Annotated in this window: 17 protein-coding genes; 9 read left to right on the forward strand and 8 right to left on the reverse strand. The window is 71.6% G+C overall.

The features are described 5' to 3' along the window. Positions 1-13: 13 nt before the first annotated feature. The 3 genes from AB4Z02_RS00825 to hrcA are packed head-to-tail and all read right to left on the reverse strand — an operon-like array spanning position 14 to position 2973. On the reverse strand, positions 14-757 hold the full coding sequence (locus AB4Z02_RS00825; protein WP_441968521.1) for a 16S rRNA (uracil(1498)-N(3))-methyltransferase: 744 nt from the start codon (positions 755-757) through the stop codon (positions 14-16). A 7-nt stretch (positions 758-764) separates the two neighbouring features. Further along, positions 765-1889: a molecular chaperone DnaJ gene (gene dnaJ, locus AB4Z02_RS00830; RefSeq protein ID WP_056884636.1), complete on the reverse strand. Its 1125-nt coding sequence runs from the start codon at positions 1887-1889 to the stop codon at positions 765-767. A 52-nt stretch (positions 1890-1941) separates the two neighbouring features. Then, positions 1942-2973: a heat-inducible transcriptional repressor HrcA gene (gene hrcA / locus AB4Z02_RS00835; protein ID WP_056884637.1), complete on the reverse strand. Its 1032-nt coding sequence runs from the start codon at positions 2971-2973 to the stop codon at positions 1942-1944. A gap of 161 nt (positions 2974-3134) precedes the next feature. On the opposite strand from hrcA, the gene AB4Z02_RS00840 reads away from it, so the two are divergent. Together AB4Z02_RS00840 and AB4Z02_RS00845 are read left to right on the forward strand one after the other, a co-directional pair. Then, complete coding sequence (locus AB4Z02_RS00840) at positions 3135-4010, forward strand: DUF3097 domain-containing protein (RefSeq protein ID WP_056884638.1); 876 nt, start codon at positions 3135-3137, stop codon at positions 4008-4010. Between the two features lie 188 nt (positions 4011-4198). Then, positions 4199-4588: a DUF4870 domain-containing protein gene (locus AB4Z02_RS00845; RefSeq protein ID WP_235531520.1), complete on the forward strand. Its 390-nt coding sequence runs from the start codon at positions 4199-4201 to the stop codon at positions 4586-4588. 7 nt (positions 4589-4595) lie between these two features. Here the strand turns inward: AB4Z02_RS00845 and hemW are convergent, their stop codons facing one another. After that, the gene (gene hemW, locus AB4Z02_RS00850; protein WP_441968524.1) at positions 4596-5825 is read right to left on the reverse strand and encodes a radical SAM family heme chaperone HemW; all 1230 of its coding nucleotides are present in this window, start codon (positions 5823-5825) and stop codon (positions 4596-4598) included. 41 nt (positions 5826-5866) lie between these two features. Here hemW and AB4Z02_RS00855 point away from each other — a divergent pair, with 41 nt between their 5' ends. Genes AB4Z02_RS00855 through AB4Z02_RS00865 form a run of 3 tightly spaced genes read left to right on the forward strand, consistent with a single transcriptional unit; the run spans position 5867 to position 8166 of the window. Continuing rightward, positions 5867-6811 (forward strand): ornithine cyclodeaminase family protein, encoded by a 945-nt coding sequence (locus AB4Z02_RS00855; RefSeq protein WP_441968526.1) that lies wholly within the window; start codon positions 5867-5869, stop codon positions 6809-6811. A 9-nt stretch (positions 6812-6820) separates the two neighbouring features. Further along, a complete protein-coding gene (locus AB4Z02_RS00860; RefSeq protein WP_441968528.1) occupies positions 6821-7618 on the forward strand; it encodes a tyrosine-protein phosphatase in 798 nt (265 codons plus the stop codon). Next, positions 7615-8166: an NUDIX hydrolase gene (locus AB4Z02_RS00865; RefSeq protein WP_441968530.1), complete on the forward strand. Its 552-nt coding sequence runs from the start codon at positions 7615-7617 to the stop codon at positions 8164-8166. Before AB4Z02_RS00860 ends, AB4Z02_RS00865 begins: the two co-directional genes overlap by 4 nt. Before the next feature lie 149 nt (positions 8167-8315). Here AB4Z02_RS00865 and AB4Z02_RS00870 read toward each other — a convergent pair whose 3' ends face one another. Further along, positions 8316-8903: a hypothetical protein gene (locus AB4Z02_RS00870; protein ID WP_441968532.1), complete on the reverse strand. Its 588-nt coding sequence runs from the start codon at positions 8901-8903 to the stop codon at positions 8316-8318. 99 nt (positions 8904-9002) lie between these two features. Between AB4Z02_RS00870 and AB4Z02_RS00875 the strand changes: the two genes are divergently transcribed. The 4 genes from AB4Z02_RS00875 to AB4Z02_RS00890 all read left to right on the forward strand — a co-directional run bounded on the left by AB4Z02_RS00875 (position 9003) and on the right by AB4Z02_RS00890 (position 12878). Then, positions 9003-9650 carry a hypothetical protein gene (locus tag AB4Z02_RS00875; RefSeq protein ID WP_441968534.1) on the forward strand — a complete coding sequence of 216 codons (648 nt, stop codon included), beginning with the start codon at positions 9003-9005 and terminating at the stop codon, positions 9648-9650. A gap of 510 nt (positions 9651-10160) precedes the next feature. Continuing rightward, entirely contained in the window at positions 10161-11327 is a 1167-nt protein-coding gene (locus AB4Z02_RS00880) for a hypothetical protein (RefSeq protein ID WP_441968536.1), read from the forward strand. Positions 11328-11501: 174 nt separating this feature from the next. Beyond that, entirely contained in the window at positions 11502-12233 is a 732-nt protein-coding gene (locus tag AB4Z02_RS00885; protein WP_441968538.1) for a VOC family protein, read from the forward strand. A 54-nt stretch (positions 12234-12287) separates the two neighbouring features. Next, positions 12288-12878, forward strand: coding sequence for a GNAT family N-acetyltransferase (locus AB4Z02_RS00890; RefSeq protein ID WP_441968540.1), 591 nt, complete (start codon positions 12288-12290; stop codon positions 12876-12878). A gap of 58 nt (positions 12879-12936) precedes the next feature. Here the strand turns inward: AB4Z02_RS00890 and AB4Z02_RS00895 are convergent, their stop codons facing one another. The 3 genes from AB4Z02_RS00895 to lepA form a co-directional block, all read right to left on the reverse strand. Continuing rightward, entirely contained in the window at positions 12937-13245 is a 309-nt protein-coding gene (locus AB4Z02_RS00895; protein WP_441968542.1) for a hypothetical protein, read from the reverse strand. Positions 13246-13433: 188 nt separating this feature from the next. Continuing rightward, positions 13434-13904 carry a hotdog fold domain-containing protein gene (locus AB4Z02_RS00900; RefSeq protein WP_441968544.1) on the reverse strand — a complete coding sequence of 157 codons (471 nt, stop codon included), beginning with the start codon at positions 13902-13904 and terminating at the stop codon, positions 13434-13436. A gap of 51 nt (positions 13905-13955) precedes the next feature. Further along, on the reverse strand, positions 13956-15794 hold the full coding sequence (gene lepA / locus AB4Z02_RS00905) for a translation elongation factor 4 (RefSeq protein WP_441968650.1): 1839 nt from the start codon (positions 15792-15794) through the stop codon (positions 13956-13958). Positions 15795-15903 lie beyond the last annotated feature (109 nt).

A 15903-nucleotide genomic window follows, 5' to 3' on the forward strand; every position in this document is an offset into this window, starting at 1 on the left:
TCGCGGGACCGGCTCAGCGCCAGCGCGCAGCGGCGCTGAGCACCGCGAGCGCCGCGGGGCCGGCACTGGAGGAGCGCAGCACGCTCGACCCCAGGCGTACGGTGCGTGCCCCGGCGGCCTCGAACGCCGCAACCTCCTCGGGGGTGATGCCGCCCTCGGGGCCGACGACCACGACGACCTCGCCGGAGGCCGGGAGGTCCTGTCCGGCAAGGGGTTCGGTGGCGTCCTCGTGGAGCACGAACGCCGCGGAGGCCGCGGCCAGGCGCCCGGCGAGTCCCTTGGACGTCACCAGCTCGGAGACGACAGGGGTCCGCGGGCGCCGCGACTGCTTGGCCGCGGCACGGACGGTCGACTCCCACTTGCGGCGGGCTTTCTCGCCCCGCTCGCCCCGCCATTGCACGATGCTGCGCGAGGCCTGCCAGGGCACGACCTCGTCGACGCCGAGCTCGGTGGCGGTCTCGATGGCCTGGTCGTCGCGCTCCCCCTTGGCGAGCGCCTGCACCAGGACGAAGCGGGGCTGCGGCTCCGGCTCGACCGCCATGTCCTCGACCCGGAGGTCGAGCCGGGCGGGGGCGGCGGCCTCCACCACGCAGGTGGCCACCAGGCCCCCGCCGTCGGCGAGCAGGAGGTGCTCCCCCACCCCGATCCGGCGCACCGTCGCGGCGTGGCGGCCCTCGGCCCCGTCCAGGACGACCCGGGCTCCCGAGGCGGCACCCGCGAGCACCGCCTCGTCGACGAGGAACAGGGGCAGCGTCACGGCGCGGCTACTTGGCCTTGAACGCGTCGCGCAGCTTGCCGAACAGGCCCGGGTGGGCCGGCGAGAGACGCCCCTCGGGGCGCTCCTCACCGCGGAGCACGGCGAGCTGGCGCAGGAGGTCCTCCTGGGCGTCGTCGAGGCGCGTCGGCGTGACCACGTTGGCGTGGATGACCAGGTCGCCGCGACCGGTGCCGCGCAGGTGGGTGACCCCGAGCCCGCGCAGGGTCATCGCGTCGCCCGCCTGGGTGCCCGGCTTGATCTCGAGCTCGTTGACACCGTCGAACGTGTCGAGCTTGAGGGTCGTGCCGAGCGCCGCGGCCGTCATGGGCAGCTCGACCGTGCAGTGCAGGTCGTCGCCGCGCCGCTGGAAGGTCTGGTGCGGACGCACCGCGACCTCGACGTAGAGGTCACCGGCGGGGCCGCCGCCCTGGCCGACCTCGCCCTCGCCGGCGAGCTGGATACGGGTGCCGGTGTCGACGCCGGCGGGCACCTTGATCTTCAGGGTGCGCCGGGTGCGGACCCGGCCGTCGCCGGAGCACTCGAAGCAGGGGCTGACCAGCACCTCGCCGTAGCCCTGGCAGGTCATGCAGGGGCGGGTGGTCATCACCTGGCCGAGGAAGGACCGCTGCACCTGCTGGATCTCGCCGCGACCGCCGCAGACGTCACAGGTACGGCGCGAGGTGCCCGGCTGGGCCCCGTCACCGTGGCAGGTGGAGCACACGACCGCGGTCTCGACGGTGAGCTCCTTCTCGCCCCCGAACACCGCGTCGGCGAGGTCGAGGTCGAGGCGCACGAGGGCGTCCTGGCCGCGGCGCTGGCGCGACCGTGGGCCGCGCTGGGCCTGCCCGGCGCCCGCCCCGAAGAAGGCGTCCATGATGTCGCTGAAGGAGAAGCCCTGGCCGAAGCCGGCCGCGCCCGCGGCGTAGGGGTCGGAGCCCATGTCGTAGGCGCGCTTCTTCTCGGCGTCGGAGAGCACGTCGTAGGCCTGGGAGACCTTCTTGAACTGCTCCTCGGCCTCGGGGCTGGGGTTGACGTCGGGGTGCAGCTTGCGCGCCATCTTGCGGTAGGCCCGCTTGATGTCCTCCGGCGACGCGTCCTTGGAGACGCCCAGGTCCTGGTAGTAGTCGTTCAACGAGTGTCCTTGTCAGTGGTGCGTGGTCGCGCGGTGCCGTCGGGGACGACGGTCACTGCGCCAGGATTCGGGAGACGTAGGTGGCGACGGCCCGGACCGACGCCATCGTGGTCGGGTAGTCCATGCGGGTGGGTCCGAGGACGCCGAGCCCGGCGACCAGCTCGGAGCCGTGGCCGTACTCGGTGGAGACGACCGACGTCGACTGGAGCCCCGCGAACGGGTTCTCGTGGCCGATACGCACCGACACGGCGTCGGAGGTCTCACGGGCGGTGCCGAGCAGCTTGAGCAGCACGACGTGCTGCTCGAGCGCCTCGAGCACGGGGCCGATGGTGAGCGGGAAGTCGGTGCCGACGCGGGCGAGGTTGGAGGTGCCGGCCAGCACGACCCGCTCCTCCCGCTCCTCGACCAGGGCGTCGTCGAGCGAGCGCAGGACGGCCCGGACGAGGTCGCGGTCGGCCGGCTCGAACTCCTCCGGCAGCGAGCCGAGGGAGTCGGCCGCGTCGACCAGTCGAGCGCCGACCGCTCGCGCGTTGACCTTGGCCCGGAGCAGGCCGAGCGTGGCCTCCCCGTCGGGCGTGGACAGGTCGTGGGTCGTCTCGATGACGCGCTGCTCCACCCGGCCGGTGTTGACGATGAGCACGATCATCAGGCGGGTGCTGCCCATGGGCACGAACTCGATGTGCCGCACCGACGAGCGCGTCAGCGACGGGTACTGCATGACCGCGACCTGCCGGGTCAGCGAGGCGAGCAGGCGCACGGTGCGGTCGACGACGTCGTCGAGGTCGACGGCGCCCTCGAGGAACTGGCCGATGGCCGACCGCTCGGCGGCGGACATGGGCTTGACCGAGCTGAGCCGGTCGACGAAGAGCCGGTAGCCGGCGTCGGTCGGCACCCGCCCGGCGCTGGTGTGGGGGGCGGCGATGAGCCCCTCCTCCTCCAGGGCGGCCATGTCGTTGCGCACCGTGGCGGCCGAGACCCCGAGCTGGTGGCGCTCGAGGAGGGCCTTGGAGCCCACGGGTTCGGAGGTCTCGACGTAGTCCTGCACGATCGCGCGCAGCACGGCGAGACGGCGCTCCTCGCTCATCAGACACCTCCTGTGAGTCTGTCGTGGTGCGGCGGCGACCACCGCCGCACCGCTGGCACTCATGGTCAGCGAGTGCCAAGTCTACGGTGTTCCCGACCTCTCGGCCGCACCGGCGGCGCGCCCTCGCGAACGTCGGCGACCCCGCGGCATACCCTGCCTCGGTGTCCGACCGCTATGGCTCCGATGTCCTCTCCGGCGACTGGAAGGTCCCCCCGCGGGGACGCTCCCGCGAGGTGGAGGCCGAGACCGGCCTGGTCGTCGAGGACGTGCAGACCGGGTGGTGCGGGGCCGTCGTGCGCGTCGAGAAGGCCGGCGGCATGCGGGTCGTGCACCTCGAGGACCGCCGCGGACGCACCAGGGGCTTCCCGATGGGGCCGGGCTTCCTGCTCGACGGCGCCCCCGTCATCCTCACCCCGCCCACCGCCGCCGCCCGCGCCCAGCTCGCCGCGGCCAAAGCCGTGACGTCGCGGACTGCTTCGGGATCCCGGGCCGTCGAGGGCGCCAAGGCTCGCGTCGCCAGCGGTTCGCGCATCTTCGTCGAGGGGCGCCACGACGCCGAGCTCGTGGAGAAGGTCTGGGGTGACGACCTGCGCATCGAGGGGGTCGTCGTCGAGATGCTCGACGGGGTCGACGACCTCGCCGGGGCGATCCGCGACTTCGCCCCCGGACCGGGCCAGCGGATGGGGGTCCTCGTCGACCACCTCCTGCCCGGGACCAAGGAGGACAAGGTCGTCCAGGCGTGCCGCAAGGGCCCGTATGCCGCGCACGTCAAGATCCTCGGCCACCCCTACGTCGACGTGTGGCAGTCGGTGCGGCCGGAGCGGCTCGGGCTGCAGCAGTGGCCGGTCATCCCCCGCGGGCAGTCGTGGAAGCACGGCATCTGCCACCACCTGGGTTGGCAGGCCGACAGCCAGGCCGACATCGCCCGGGCCTGGAAGCAGATCCTCGGGACGGTGCGGTCCTACGCCGACCTCGAGCCGACCCTGCTCGCCAGCGTCGAGGAGCTCATCGACTTCGTCACCGAGCCGGGGCACTGAGCGGAGGCACTGAGCGGAGGCACTGAGCGCTGGCACTGAGGCCTCGCCCGCCGCCCTCGGCCGGCCGTCGGCGTCGGGGTCGTCCCTGACGCGACCCTGACCGGGCCCTGCGCCGACCCCGAAAGCCCTGTGCGCGGACTGCCGGATGCGTTTCACTGGACGCCAGGCACCACTCACGGAGGGAAACCATGACCGCCTCACCGCAGTACCCGCAGCAGCCGACCCAGCCGATGTCGCAGCAGGAGGAGAAGACCTGGGCAACCCTGACCCACGTCATCTCCGGCGCCGCGATGGTCGTCAGCGCCGGCACGCTGGGCTTCGTCGCCAGCCTCGTGATCTACCTCGTCTACCGCGACCGGGGGCCATTCGTCCGGGCGCACGCGGCCAACGCCGTCAACGTGCAGCTCACGGCCCTCGTCGGCCTCATCGTGTCCGGCATCCTGATGCTGGTCCTGGTCGGCTTCATCACCTACCCGATCATCGTGGTGGCTGCCGTCGTGATCCACGCCATCGCTGCGGTGCGGGCCAACGCGGGTGAGTGGTACGACCCGCCCTTCACCATCCGCTTCGTGAAGTGACTTCCGTCTAGCGAAGACCGAGCAGCCGGCGCACCACGGTGTCGGCCAACAGGCGGCCCTGCCTCGTCAGCACCACCCGCTGGCGGCGCAGGGCCGCTGTCGCGTCCACGAGCCCGTCGGCGATGAGGCCCGCCACCGCGGTCCTGCCCTCGGGGCGCAGCTCCTCTATGGGCAGCCCCTCGACCAGGCGTACGCCGAGGAGCACCCGCTCGTCGTACCGCTGCTCGTCGGTGAGCGTCTCACGCCCGTGCGCGGGACTCGTCCCGGCGGCGACGCGGGAGGCGTAGGCGTTGGGGTGCTTGACGTTCCACCACCGCACGCCCCCGACGTGGCTGTGCGCACCCGGCCCGATCCCCCACCAGTTGCCGTCGGCCCAGTAGCCCTCGTTGTGGCGGCAGCGGGCGTCCTCGCGCGCCGCCCAGTTGCTCACCTCGTACCAGCCGTAGCCGGCGGCGGCGAGGTGCTCGTCGGCGAGCTCGTACTTGGCTGCCTCGTCGTCGTCCTCGGGGGCCGGCACCTGACCTCGACGCACCTGGGCGGCCAGCTTGGTGCCGTCCTCGACGACGAGCGCGTAGGCCGACACGTGGTCGGGACCCAGGTCGGTGGCGGTGCGCAGGCTGGTGCGCCAGTCGTCCAGGCTCTCTCCCGGTGTGCCGTAGATGAGGTCGAGGCTGACCTGCAGCCCGGCCGCGCGGGCGGCGTCGACCGCCTTGGCGACGTTGGCCGGGTCGTGGGTGCGCTCGAGGGTGCGCAGGACGTGCGGCACCGCCGACTGCATGCCCAGGGAGACCCGGGTGAAACCAGCCTCAGCGAGCAGCTCGAGGCCCTCGGGGGTCACCGAGTCCGGGTTGGCCTCGGTGCTCACCTCGGCGCCGGGTGCGAGGCCGAAGCCGTCGCGCACGCCAGTCAGCATGGCGGCGAGGTCGCCCGCCGCGAGCATCGTGGGGGTGCCCCCGCCCACGAAGACGGTCTGCACCTGCGGCACGTCGCCGCCGAGGACGGACCGCGCCAGGTCGAGCTCGCGCACGGCCGCGCCGGCGAACGTGTCGACGCTCGCGCCGTCGGTGCCCAGCTCGGTGAGCGTGTAGGTGTTGAAGTCGCAGTAGCCGCACCGGACCGAGCAGAACGGCACGTGCAGGTAGATGCCGAACGGCCGGTCCGTCAGGGTCGCCAGCGCCGACTCGGGCAGGCGTCCGTCGGCGGGCGCGGGGTCGCCGTCGGGAAGGGCACTGGGCATGCCGCCATCCTCTCAGCCCCAGCCGCGGCTACGGTCGTCGGATGCGCTACCTGAGCGACGCCGACGTCGAGGCCCTGCTGCCCCCTCCGTCGGAGGCCGTCCGACTGGTGCGCGAGGCGCTCGTCGCGCTGTCGCGCGGCGAGGCGGAGGTGCCACCCAAGCCGGCCGTGCATGCGGCGGACGGCGCGTTCGCCAACGCGATGCCCGCGGCCTACCCGGCGCGAAAGTTGTTGGGCTGCAAGTGGATCAGCATCTTCCCAAGGAACGCGGCGCAGGGACTCCCGACCGCAAGCGGGCTCGTGGTCGTCAACGACGGGGAGACCGGGCTCCCTCGTGCCCTCATGGCCGCAGGTGTGCTCACCGCCGCCCGCACGGCGGCGGTCACCGGCGCCTGCATCACAGCCCTTGCACCGGATGGGGCACTCGTCGCCTTCACCGGGGCCGGGGTCCAGGCGCGCACCCACCTGCGGGTCCTGGACGCACTGGGTCACCGCGACGTCGCCGTGTATGCGCGCCGCGAGGCCGCACGGCGCGACCTGCTCGCCTGGGCGGGGGAACACGTGCCGGACGTGCGCCTCACCGTGACCGGCGACGCGCGCTCGGCCGTCGAGGGACGTTCGGTCGTCGTCACCGCGCTGTCCATCGGGCTCACCGGGGTCGAGCTCGACCCATCCTGGGTCGCACCGGATGCGCTCGTGCTGCCGCTCGACTACGCCAGCTCGGTGGGGCCGGAGCTGGCTCGTGATTCGCTGCTGGTCGCCGACCACCTCCCCCAGTTCGAGGCGGTGCGCGCCGTCGGCAGCCTCGGCGACTACCCGCCCGCTACCGCATGGACCGGTGAGCTGCTCGCTGCCCCACGCCCGGCAGGCCGGGTCGTCTGCCAGAACCTCGGCAACGGCCTCAGCGACCTCGTCGTCGCTGCCGCGGTGGCCGATGCCGCCGAGTCGACCGGTGTCGGACAGCTCCTGGACACCGGCGCCGCGTAGGGTCGCAGCGTGACCCCACCGCACTGGATAGACCTCGACGGCGTCGTCAACATGCGTGACGTGGGCGGGTTGCCCACCACCGACGGCGACACCATCGCGACGGGGCGGCTGCTGCGCTCGGACAACCTCCAGGACCTCACCGAGGCCGACATGCGGCACCTCGTGGACGTCGTCGGGCTCACGGACGTGGTCGACCTGCGCAGCAACGTCGAGGTCCACATCGAGGGCCCGGCTCCCCTGCAGGTGCGGGGCCTGGCGAACCACCACCGGCACTCCCTGCTCCGCGACGACGACCACGACATCTCCGCCGAGGAGGCACTCGTCGTGCCGTGGTCGAAGAAGTCGCGGCACGCCCAGCAGCCCCAGCCCCGGCGGGACGACGACCACTGGGCCAGCCACTACCTCGGCTACCTGGCCGACCGGCCCGACTCGGTGCTCGGCGCCCTCGAGGTCGTCGCCCGGGCCGAGGGTGCGACAGTGGTGCACTGCGCCGCCGGCAAGGACCGCACGGGGACCGTCGTGGGGCTGGCCCTGTCGGTGGCCGGCGTCGCCGACGAGGACGTCGTCGCCGACTACGTCGCTACCGGCGAGCGGATCGAGCGGGTGGTCGAGCGCCTCCGGGCGCGGCCTGCGTACGGCGAGGCGCTGGAGGACCAGCCGATGGAGCACCACCGACCCCGTCCAGAGACCATGGCCCGCATCCTCACGGTGCTCGCCGAGCGTCACGGGGGCGCCGCCGGCTGGCTGCAGCAGCAGGGCTGGAGCGACGAGCAGGTGGAGCAGCTGAGGAAGCGGCTGCGCGCGTGACCACCGCGGACACGCGGCCCCGCCGCCGGCGCCGGGCCATGCGGGTGCTGCTCGTCGACGACCGCGACCGGTTGCTGCTCTTCCAGGACAGCGATCCCGGACTGTCCCCGGTCCCGCGCTGGTGGATCACGCCCGGCGGTGGGGTCGAACCCGGCGAGGCCGACGTCGACGCGGCGGTGCGAGAGCTGTTCGAGGAGACCGGGATTCGCGTCACGCCGTCAGACCTCGCAGGTCCGCTCGCGACGCGTGTCGTGGTCCACGGCTACAGCGACGTGGTGACCACCCAGGACGAGGTGTTCTGGTCCGTCCGGGTGCCGGCGTTCGAGGTGAGCACCGTCGGGCACACCGACCTGGAGCTGCTCACGATGACGGCACACCGTTGGTGGTCCCGCGACGAGCTGGCCACGACCGACGAGGAGGTGTGGCCACGGGACGTCCTCGAGCTGTGGTCGCTGGCCGGGTCGTCCTCCCGCGGTGACGGTTCTGCCCCACGTGACCTGGGCACCGTCGAGGAGTCCACCGTCCCACCAGGGCGGAGCCCACGATGACGACCACCGACTACGACCAGTTCGCGGAGGCCTACGCGAACTGAGAACGAGTCCGGCCTCAGGCTTCCGCCTCGCCACGATCAGCGAGCCACCGCCCTCACCGGACACTCCCGCCGAGCTGCTCCCACCGGACATGGGGTCCGGGTCGTTCATGTGCTTCCTGTTCTTCGTCCTTGAGGCCGCCTGAGACCGCTGCTCCTGAAGGCCCACACGGCTGACCACCCGGCCGCGACCGCCGAGACGACAGCGATGACGAGGAGCACCGCGCTGAGGACCACCCGGGCACCTTCGACGTCTGCGCGGTCCTGCGGTGGCAACACTGCCCGGCCGATGGACAGGGCGAGCACGGACACCGTGGAGTAGGCGACGACGTAGCGCTGCCTCGTGCGATCCTGCCGCGTCAGTGCTTCGCGCTTCTCCCCGGCGCGCACCATGAACCGGTTCACAGCCCGCTCACGGGAGACCAGCGCGCCGCCGTGGGCCATCGTCGCCAGCATCCACATCCACCAGAAGCCACGCCCGGTCCAGGCCGACGCGATGGCGCTGACCAGGCAGAACAGACCCATCGCGCCGTTCATCAGGTACTGCAGCCGGTGGCTGACGGAGTCCCGCACCTGCTGTCGCTGCTGCTCGGTGCGCTTGTCCAAGAACCTCTCGGAGGCGAGATGGGCCGGCATGAACACGCCGAGCAGGCCCAGGGCGAGCCAGATGCTGGGCGCGACGAGGTACCTGGCCATGGGCGGAGTCTTGCAGCGAGACCGCCAGCAGACGAGCAGGTCCAATGGTCCTAGCCGCCTCGAGTGGGCACCTGCAAGCCTTGATCCGAGGTGAGAACCATGAACGAGTTCCGTCAGAGGTTGGTGGCTCGGGTCGAGGGTGTGGATGCGCTTCGATGGAGCGCCGCGGCGGTCACGCTGGGGTTCGTCGGCCTGGTGTCCCTCTTCGTGGGCGGCTATGCCGTGACGGATCCCGGAGGCTGGGCAGGAGTCGGGGGCACTGCCCTCGGGGTGCTGGTGATGCTTGGACTGTCCCTGCTGGCCTTGTACCGCCCCGGGGACGCGATCGTGGTGCTGAGCGTCGCGGCGGGCGCACCCCTGGCTTTCGGGGTGTGGTCGCTGGTGGACTACGCCGCGGCCCACGGCTGGGAGGACAGGCATGGCCCGCTCTCGCTCGTGCTGGTCATGTTCGTGTGCGCACCGGCTGCAGTGGCGGGCCTGTTCCGTCCACGTGCGGCCGGTTACCTCATTCTCACCGTGAGTGTGGTGCCCCTCCTGCTGGAAGCGGCCGGCGCAGCCTCCCGCTTCTACGAGCCCCTGTCGGTGGGGCTGCTGCTTGCCCCCTTGGTGGCCTCGGGCGTGCTGTTCCTGCTGTCCGGTCGGCGGCAGGGCCATCCGACACAGGGCCATCCGACGCAGGGCCATCGGACTACGGGCCCCCATCCGACTCCAAGCGATCCGACTCCAAGCGCGTCTTCAAGCGCGTGAGAGCCTGCTCGTCCTCGCGCCCCTCGAAGCGGTCCAACAGCCTGTCGAGGACGCTGAGCCGCCACAGCGATCGCCGTTCACGGCTCAGCGTCAGCCGGGTTCCAGAGCCTTCGCGCTCGAAGCTGTAGGTCTCGCTCCCTTCGACGGCCGTTGACCACCTCTCGACAATCCGCTCGTTCGGGACGAACTCCCTGAAGACTCCGAACATCTCGAACTGGACAGCGCGCAGCGGCCTCATGACCCACGTGGCTCGCCGACACGGCAACCTCCTCTGAGCGGGTCGCGGCTCGGTGCGTGGCCGCCTCGCCCCAATGTCCTTCGCGCTGCCAGCACCGTGGAGGGGCGCAAGTCCCTGGTCCCACCAGCCCGGACGAGGACCGGCGATCGGAATGGCGGCTGCCCCTTCCTTAAGTTATTCACTTTCATGACCGAATGCGTAACTTCCGAAGAGGTCTCCCGTTGAGCGGGTCACTGAACTTGAACAGTTCTTGACCTAGGGGAGACCAAAACATGAAGCTCAACAGCGCTGTGCACCATTCCGCCTCATCCCGTCCCGCCTCCATCCGGCTGGCGGCCCGGCCGGTCGGACGCGCGGCCCTCAGCTGCGGCCTCGCCGGAGCCCTGTCGTTGGGTGCCGCGGGGGCGGCCCTTGCCAGCGGTCCCGACGCCGCCAGCCGCGGCGCCTCTCACGGTGCGGAGCACCAGGGGCACGCCTCTGGGCAGAAGTCGGCGAAGAAGCCCCGGCCCCAGCACACCGACAAGCGTCAGCCGGGGGCTGGGAAGGACAGGACGGCGTCGCAGACCCAGGGGACGGCCAAGCGCGAAGGCGCGAAGAAGAGCACCGGGTCGCAGCACGCCGCTGCCGCCCACCGGCCAAAGGGCTCCACCGCGGCGACCCCGGCACCCCGGCGGAGCAAGGACCCGCGTGGCAACAACGGCACCATCAAGATCGACGGCGCCGCCTGGGACGCCCGCGTCGACAACGAGCCGCACACCTCCTGCGCCTTCCGCGTGACGTTCTTCGGCTTCGACGAGGGGCAGACCGCCGACATCACCGTCACGGGCCACGCCCCGACCGGCGGCGGCGTGCTGCTGCACGAGACCGCCGTACCGACCAGTGACGACCGGGCTGCGGGCGCCGCCCACGACTACGACGGTGCCACGCGCGTCATCACGGCCGACGACCTCGGGCTCGGCGCCGTCACGCCGCACACCAAGCAGGGGTACCACCTGAAGGTCACCGTCGACTCGCTCGAGGCCCCGGGCGGCGCGAAGCAGAAGGTGTTGTGGCTGGCGCCCTGTGGAGCCCAGCCGCCGGTGACCCAGCCGCCCGTGACCCAGCCTGAGACCGGTGGGTTCGAGGACAGCGGGCAGCCGCCTCACGGTGCCCTCCCGGGCCAACAGACCGAGGTTCCCGCACCTGCCCAGCCCTCCTCCGTGTCGGTCGGGGCCGAAGGGGCCTTCCTGCAGGCGCCGATGAGCAGTGCGTACCCGGCCCCGGGCCAGGCCTCGCCCGCCTCGGTCCCGGCGGCGGGACAGGCGAGCACGCTGCCGAGCAGGCTGGCGTTCACGGGGGCGGCCGGGGTCGAGCTGCTGGCCCTCACCGGTGCGGCTGCAGCCGCTGCGGGCGCGGGGCTGTTGGTCGCTCGCCGAAGGGTCCGCGCGACGGCCGGCTGACCCTTCGGTCCTCGTCCGGCCCCCTGCTCGGGGTGGTGTCGCCACGGCGCAACCGCCCCCGAGCAGGGGGACGAGCCGGCATGGCGCGGTGGGCCCTGTCCGCCTGAGACCGGGCAGATTGCAGTTGCCGCTTCGCCCACCCTGCGGACGGGACCAGGCATAGGGTCGCCACCCATGGACATGTTGAGGGGTGGACAGATCGCCGAGGCCGGGCTGACCGACTGGCGCAAGCTGGCCCAAGGACTTCATGCGCGCTACCTGGTCGACGACTTCGGAGCAGGTGCGCGGTTCGTCACCGCGGTGGGCGAGGCGGGCGACGACCTCGGCCACCACCCGCGCGTGAGGATCGGCGCCGGGTACGTCGACCTCGAGCTGGTCACCGCCGACGCCATCTACCGCGACGACGAGGGCACCGAGCACGTGGTCGAGTGGGTGACCCAGCAGGACGTCGACCTCGCCCGCCGGATCAGCGAGATCGCCGCCGACCAAGGACTCGCGGCCGACCCGGCTTCGGTCAGCGAGGTCGAGCTGGGCCTCGACACGGCCGACTCGGCGACGATTGCCCCGGTGTGGGCGGCCCTGCTGACCGGAAGCGCCGAGTCGCAGGGACGAGGGTCACCGAGTGACGAGGTCCGGGACGCCACGGGACGGGTCCCGAACCTGTGGTTCGGGGAGGCTGACGACCAGGGGACGCCGAGGCAGCGGTTCCACCTCGAGGTCTACGTGCCGCCGGAGGTCGTCGAGCAGCGGATCGCTGCTGCCCTGGCGGCGGGTGGGACCGTCGTCGACGACAGCGAGGCGCCCGGGCTCACGGTGGTCGCCGACCAGGACGGCAACACCGGAGTCGTCTGTGCCGACGTCTCCGCCTCCGCACAGGCCGAGGTCTCCGCGGCGCAGACGGACTAGGGCGCCGGTCCGTTCGACCGGCGACGAGGCGCCGACGGCGGGATACAGTGCCGCATGGCCAGCGAGGCGTCGTACACCGTCGCACCCCTCAGCACCGAGACCTGGCCCGCGTTCGATGCCTTGGTCCAGCGCCACAACGGCATCTTCGGTGGCTGCTGGTGCATCTGGTTCCACCCCGACGGCCCCGAGCGCGGCCAGGGCGCAGAGGCCAACCGGGCGCTGAAGAAGTCCTACGTCGAGCAGGGCAAGGCGCACGCCGCGCTCGTGATGGACGGCGACGAGGCCATCGCGTGGGCCGAGTACGGCACCCCGGTCGAGCTGCCCTCCCTGCACCACCGCAAGGAGTACGACGCCACCAAGACCGCGGACCCCGACTACCGGATCACCTGCGTCTTCGTCGACAAGCGCCACCGACGTCAGGGCGTCACGGAGCTGGCGATCACCGGGGCGCTGGACCAGATCGCGCAGGCCGGCGGCGGGACGGTCGAGAGCTACCCGCACGACCTGACCGACCAGACCAAGAAGATGTCGTCGTCGTTCCTCTACAACGGAACCCGGCGCCTCTACGAGCGACTCGGCTTCACGTACGACCGGCCCAAGGGCCTGAAGAACTGCGTCATGGTGAAGACGGTCGACCCCGCCTGAGGCGGCGCGCCCAGCGCGCCGCGCGCCTTCCCCCACGCGCGAGGACCACCCATCTCGGTCAACCGGCGCGGAGGATGACCTCACCCAGGACGTGCGCGGCTTCGGCGAACCGGGCCGGGTCCTCGGCAGCGAAGTTCAGCCGGACGAACGGTCCCGACGGCTCGGCCGGGAACCACGCGGTGCCGGGGGCGATGACCACTCCGCGGGCCTCACAGCCGCGGACGACCTGGGCGACGTCGACGGCATCGGGCAGCCTCGCCCAGAGGTTCAGGCCGCCGCGGGGAGCATGCTCGACGTGCAGTTCCGGTGCACTCGCTCGCAGTGACTCGAGCAGGACATCGCGCCGCGTCCTGAGCTGTTGCCGCATACCGCGAAGGTGCGCGGCCCAGGCGGGCTGGGTCACGACGTCGAGGGCGGCGTGGCCGTCATCGCGTGCGCCCGCCTCGCGGTCCGCGCCCGCCTCGGCCGCAGTGCCCGCTGAATCCGCGCACCCGCGGGGCCCGTGTGCGCCGCGGGGTCCTGTGCGCCGCGGGGTCCGGTGCGCCGCCCCGGCTCTCAGCGAGTCGGCTTGTCGGTCACCCAGAGCCGGATCGTGCCCTCCACCACCGCGGTGCCGTCGGCACGGGTCGCCACCACGTGGACCGGCACCTCGACGTCACCGGTGCGCGTCCAGTCGGCCGGGTCGGTCGTGGCCACGCAGGTGATGTCGGTGGTCGCCTTCGCGGCGTAGTCGACCTCCATGCCGCGCGGTATCCACCGGCGGTTGGCCGGGATCGTGGCCTCGGCGAGTGCGCCCATCGCCGCCTCGAGGCCGTTGCAGATCGCGATGACGTGCACCGTGCCGAGGTGGTTCTGCACCCGGCGGCGCTTGCGGATCTTCAGCTCGGCCCGGTTCGGCCCGAGCTCGACGAAACGCGGCCTGGCGGTGCGGAAGTACGGCGCCGCCTGCTCGAAGACGAGCGAGAACAGCGTGCGCCCCCGGGGCAGCGTCGAGAGTCGCCGGTAGAGCGCGTAGGTGTCGACCATGCGCCGAGGTTACCGGCGGGTAGCCCTCGTGGGGTCACGCCGTGGCGAGCGCTACTTCTTGGCCTTGTCGCCGTCGTTGGACAGCGCTGCGATGAAGGCCTCGGGCGGCACCTCGACCGAGCCGATGTTCTTCATCCGCTTCTTGCCGGCCTTCTGCTTCTCGAGCAGCTTGCGCTTGCGGCTGATGTCACCGCCGTAGCACTTTGCGAGCACGTCCTTGCGGATCGCGCGGATGTTCTCGCGGGCGATGATGCGTGCGCCGATGGCGGCCTGGATCGGCACCTCGAACTGCTGGCGCGGGATCAGGTCCTTGAGCTTGCTGGCCATCATCACGCCGTACGCGTAGGCCTTGTCCTTGTGCACGATCGAGCTGAACGCATCGACCGTCTCGCCCTGGAGCAGGATGTCGACCTTGACCAGGTCGGCGACCTGTTCACCGTCGGGTTCGTAGTCGAGCGAGGCGTAGCCGCGGGTGCGGGACTTCAGCTGGTCGAAGAAGTCGAAGACGATCTCCGCGAGCGGCAGCGTGTAGCGCATCTCGACGCGGTCCTCTGACAGGTAGTCCATGCCGCGCAGGCTGCCGCGCTTCTGCTGGCAGAGCTCCATGATGGCGCCGATGAACTCGCTCGGCGCGAGGATCGTGGCGCGCACGACCGGCTCGGTCACCGAGGAGACCTTGCCGTACGGGAACTCGCTCGGGTTGGTGACCTCGAGGACCTTCCCGTCGTCCATCGTCACCTGGTAGACGACGTTGGGAAGTGTCGAGATGAGGTCGAGGTCGAACTCGCGCTCGAGCCGCTCGCGCACGATCTCCAGGTGCAGCATGCCGAGGAAGCCGATGCGGAAGCCGAAGCCCAGCGCCGCGGATGTCTCGGGCTCGTAGACCAGCGCGGCGTCGTTGAGCTTGAGCTTGTCGAGCGCGTCGCGCAGGTCGGGGTAGTCCGAGCCGTCGATCGGGTAGAGCCCCGAGAACACCATCGGCTTGGGGTCGCGGTAGCCGCCGAGGGCGTCCTTGGCCGGCTTGGCGGCGTTGGTGACGGTGTCGCCGACGCGTGACTGGCGGACGTCCTTCACACCGGTGATGAGGTAGCCCACCTCGCCGACGCCGAGACCCTTCGCCGGGGTCGGTTCGGGCGAGCTCACGCCGATCTCGAGCAGCTCGTGGGTCGCCCGCGTGGACATCATCGCGATCTTCTCGCGCGGGTTGAGGTTGCCGTCGATGACGCGGACGTAGGTGACGACGCCGCGGTAGGTGTCGTAGACCGAGTCGAAGATCATCGCGCGGGCCGGCGCGTCGGGGTCCCCGACCGGGGCCGGCAGCTGGCGGACGATCTGGTCGAGCAACGGCTCGACACCCTCGCCGGTCTTGCCGGAGACCCGCAGGCAGTCCTCGGGCTCGCAGCCGATGAGCCCAGCGAGCTCCTCGGCGAACTTCTCCGGCTGTGCCGCCGGCAGGTCGATCTTGTTGAGCACCGGGATGATCGCCAGGTCGTTCTCCATGGCGAGGTAGAGGTTGGCCAGGGTCTGGGCCTCGATCCCCTGCGCCGCGTCGACGAGCAGGACGGCGCCCTCGCAGGCCGCCAGCGACCGGGACACCTCGTACGTGAAGTCGACGTGTCCCGGGGTGTCGATCATGTTGAGCGCGTAGGTCTTGCCCTCAAGCTCCCAGGGCATGCGCACGGCCTGGCTCTTGATGGTGATGCCGCGCTCGCGCTCGATGTCCATCCGGTCGAGGTACTGCGCGCGCATCGCCCGCGCGTCGACGATGCCCGTGATCTGCAGCATGCGGTCCGCGAGCGTCGACTTGCCGTGGTCGATGTGGGCGATGATGCAGAAGTTCCGGATCAGCTCCGGCGGCGTTGCGTGCGGCTGCAGCGCGGTGCGGGCCAGGGGGGACACGGGTACTCGAGACCTCACGGGTATGCGGACGGGAACGGTTCATCCTCCCATGCGCGCGGCACTGCCCGTGACCGGCCGCGCAGCCGTTGCGGCAGCCAGG

It is taken from the genome of Pedococcus sp. 2YAF34 (assembly GCF_052114585.1).
In the GTDB taxonomy this organism is placed as follows: Bacteria; Actinomycetota; Actinomycetes; order Actinomycetales; family Dermatophilaceae; genus Pedococcus.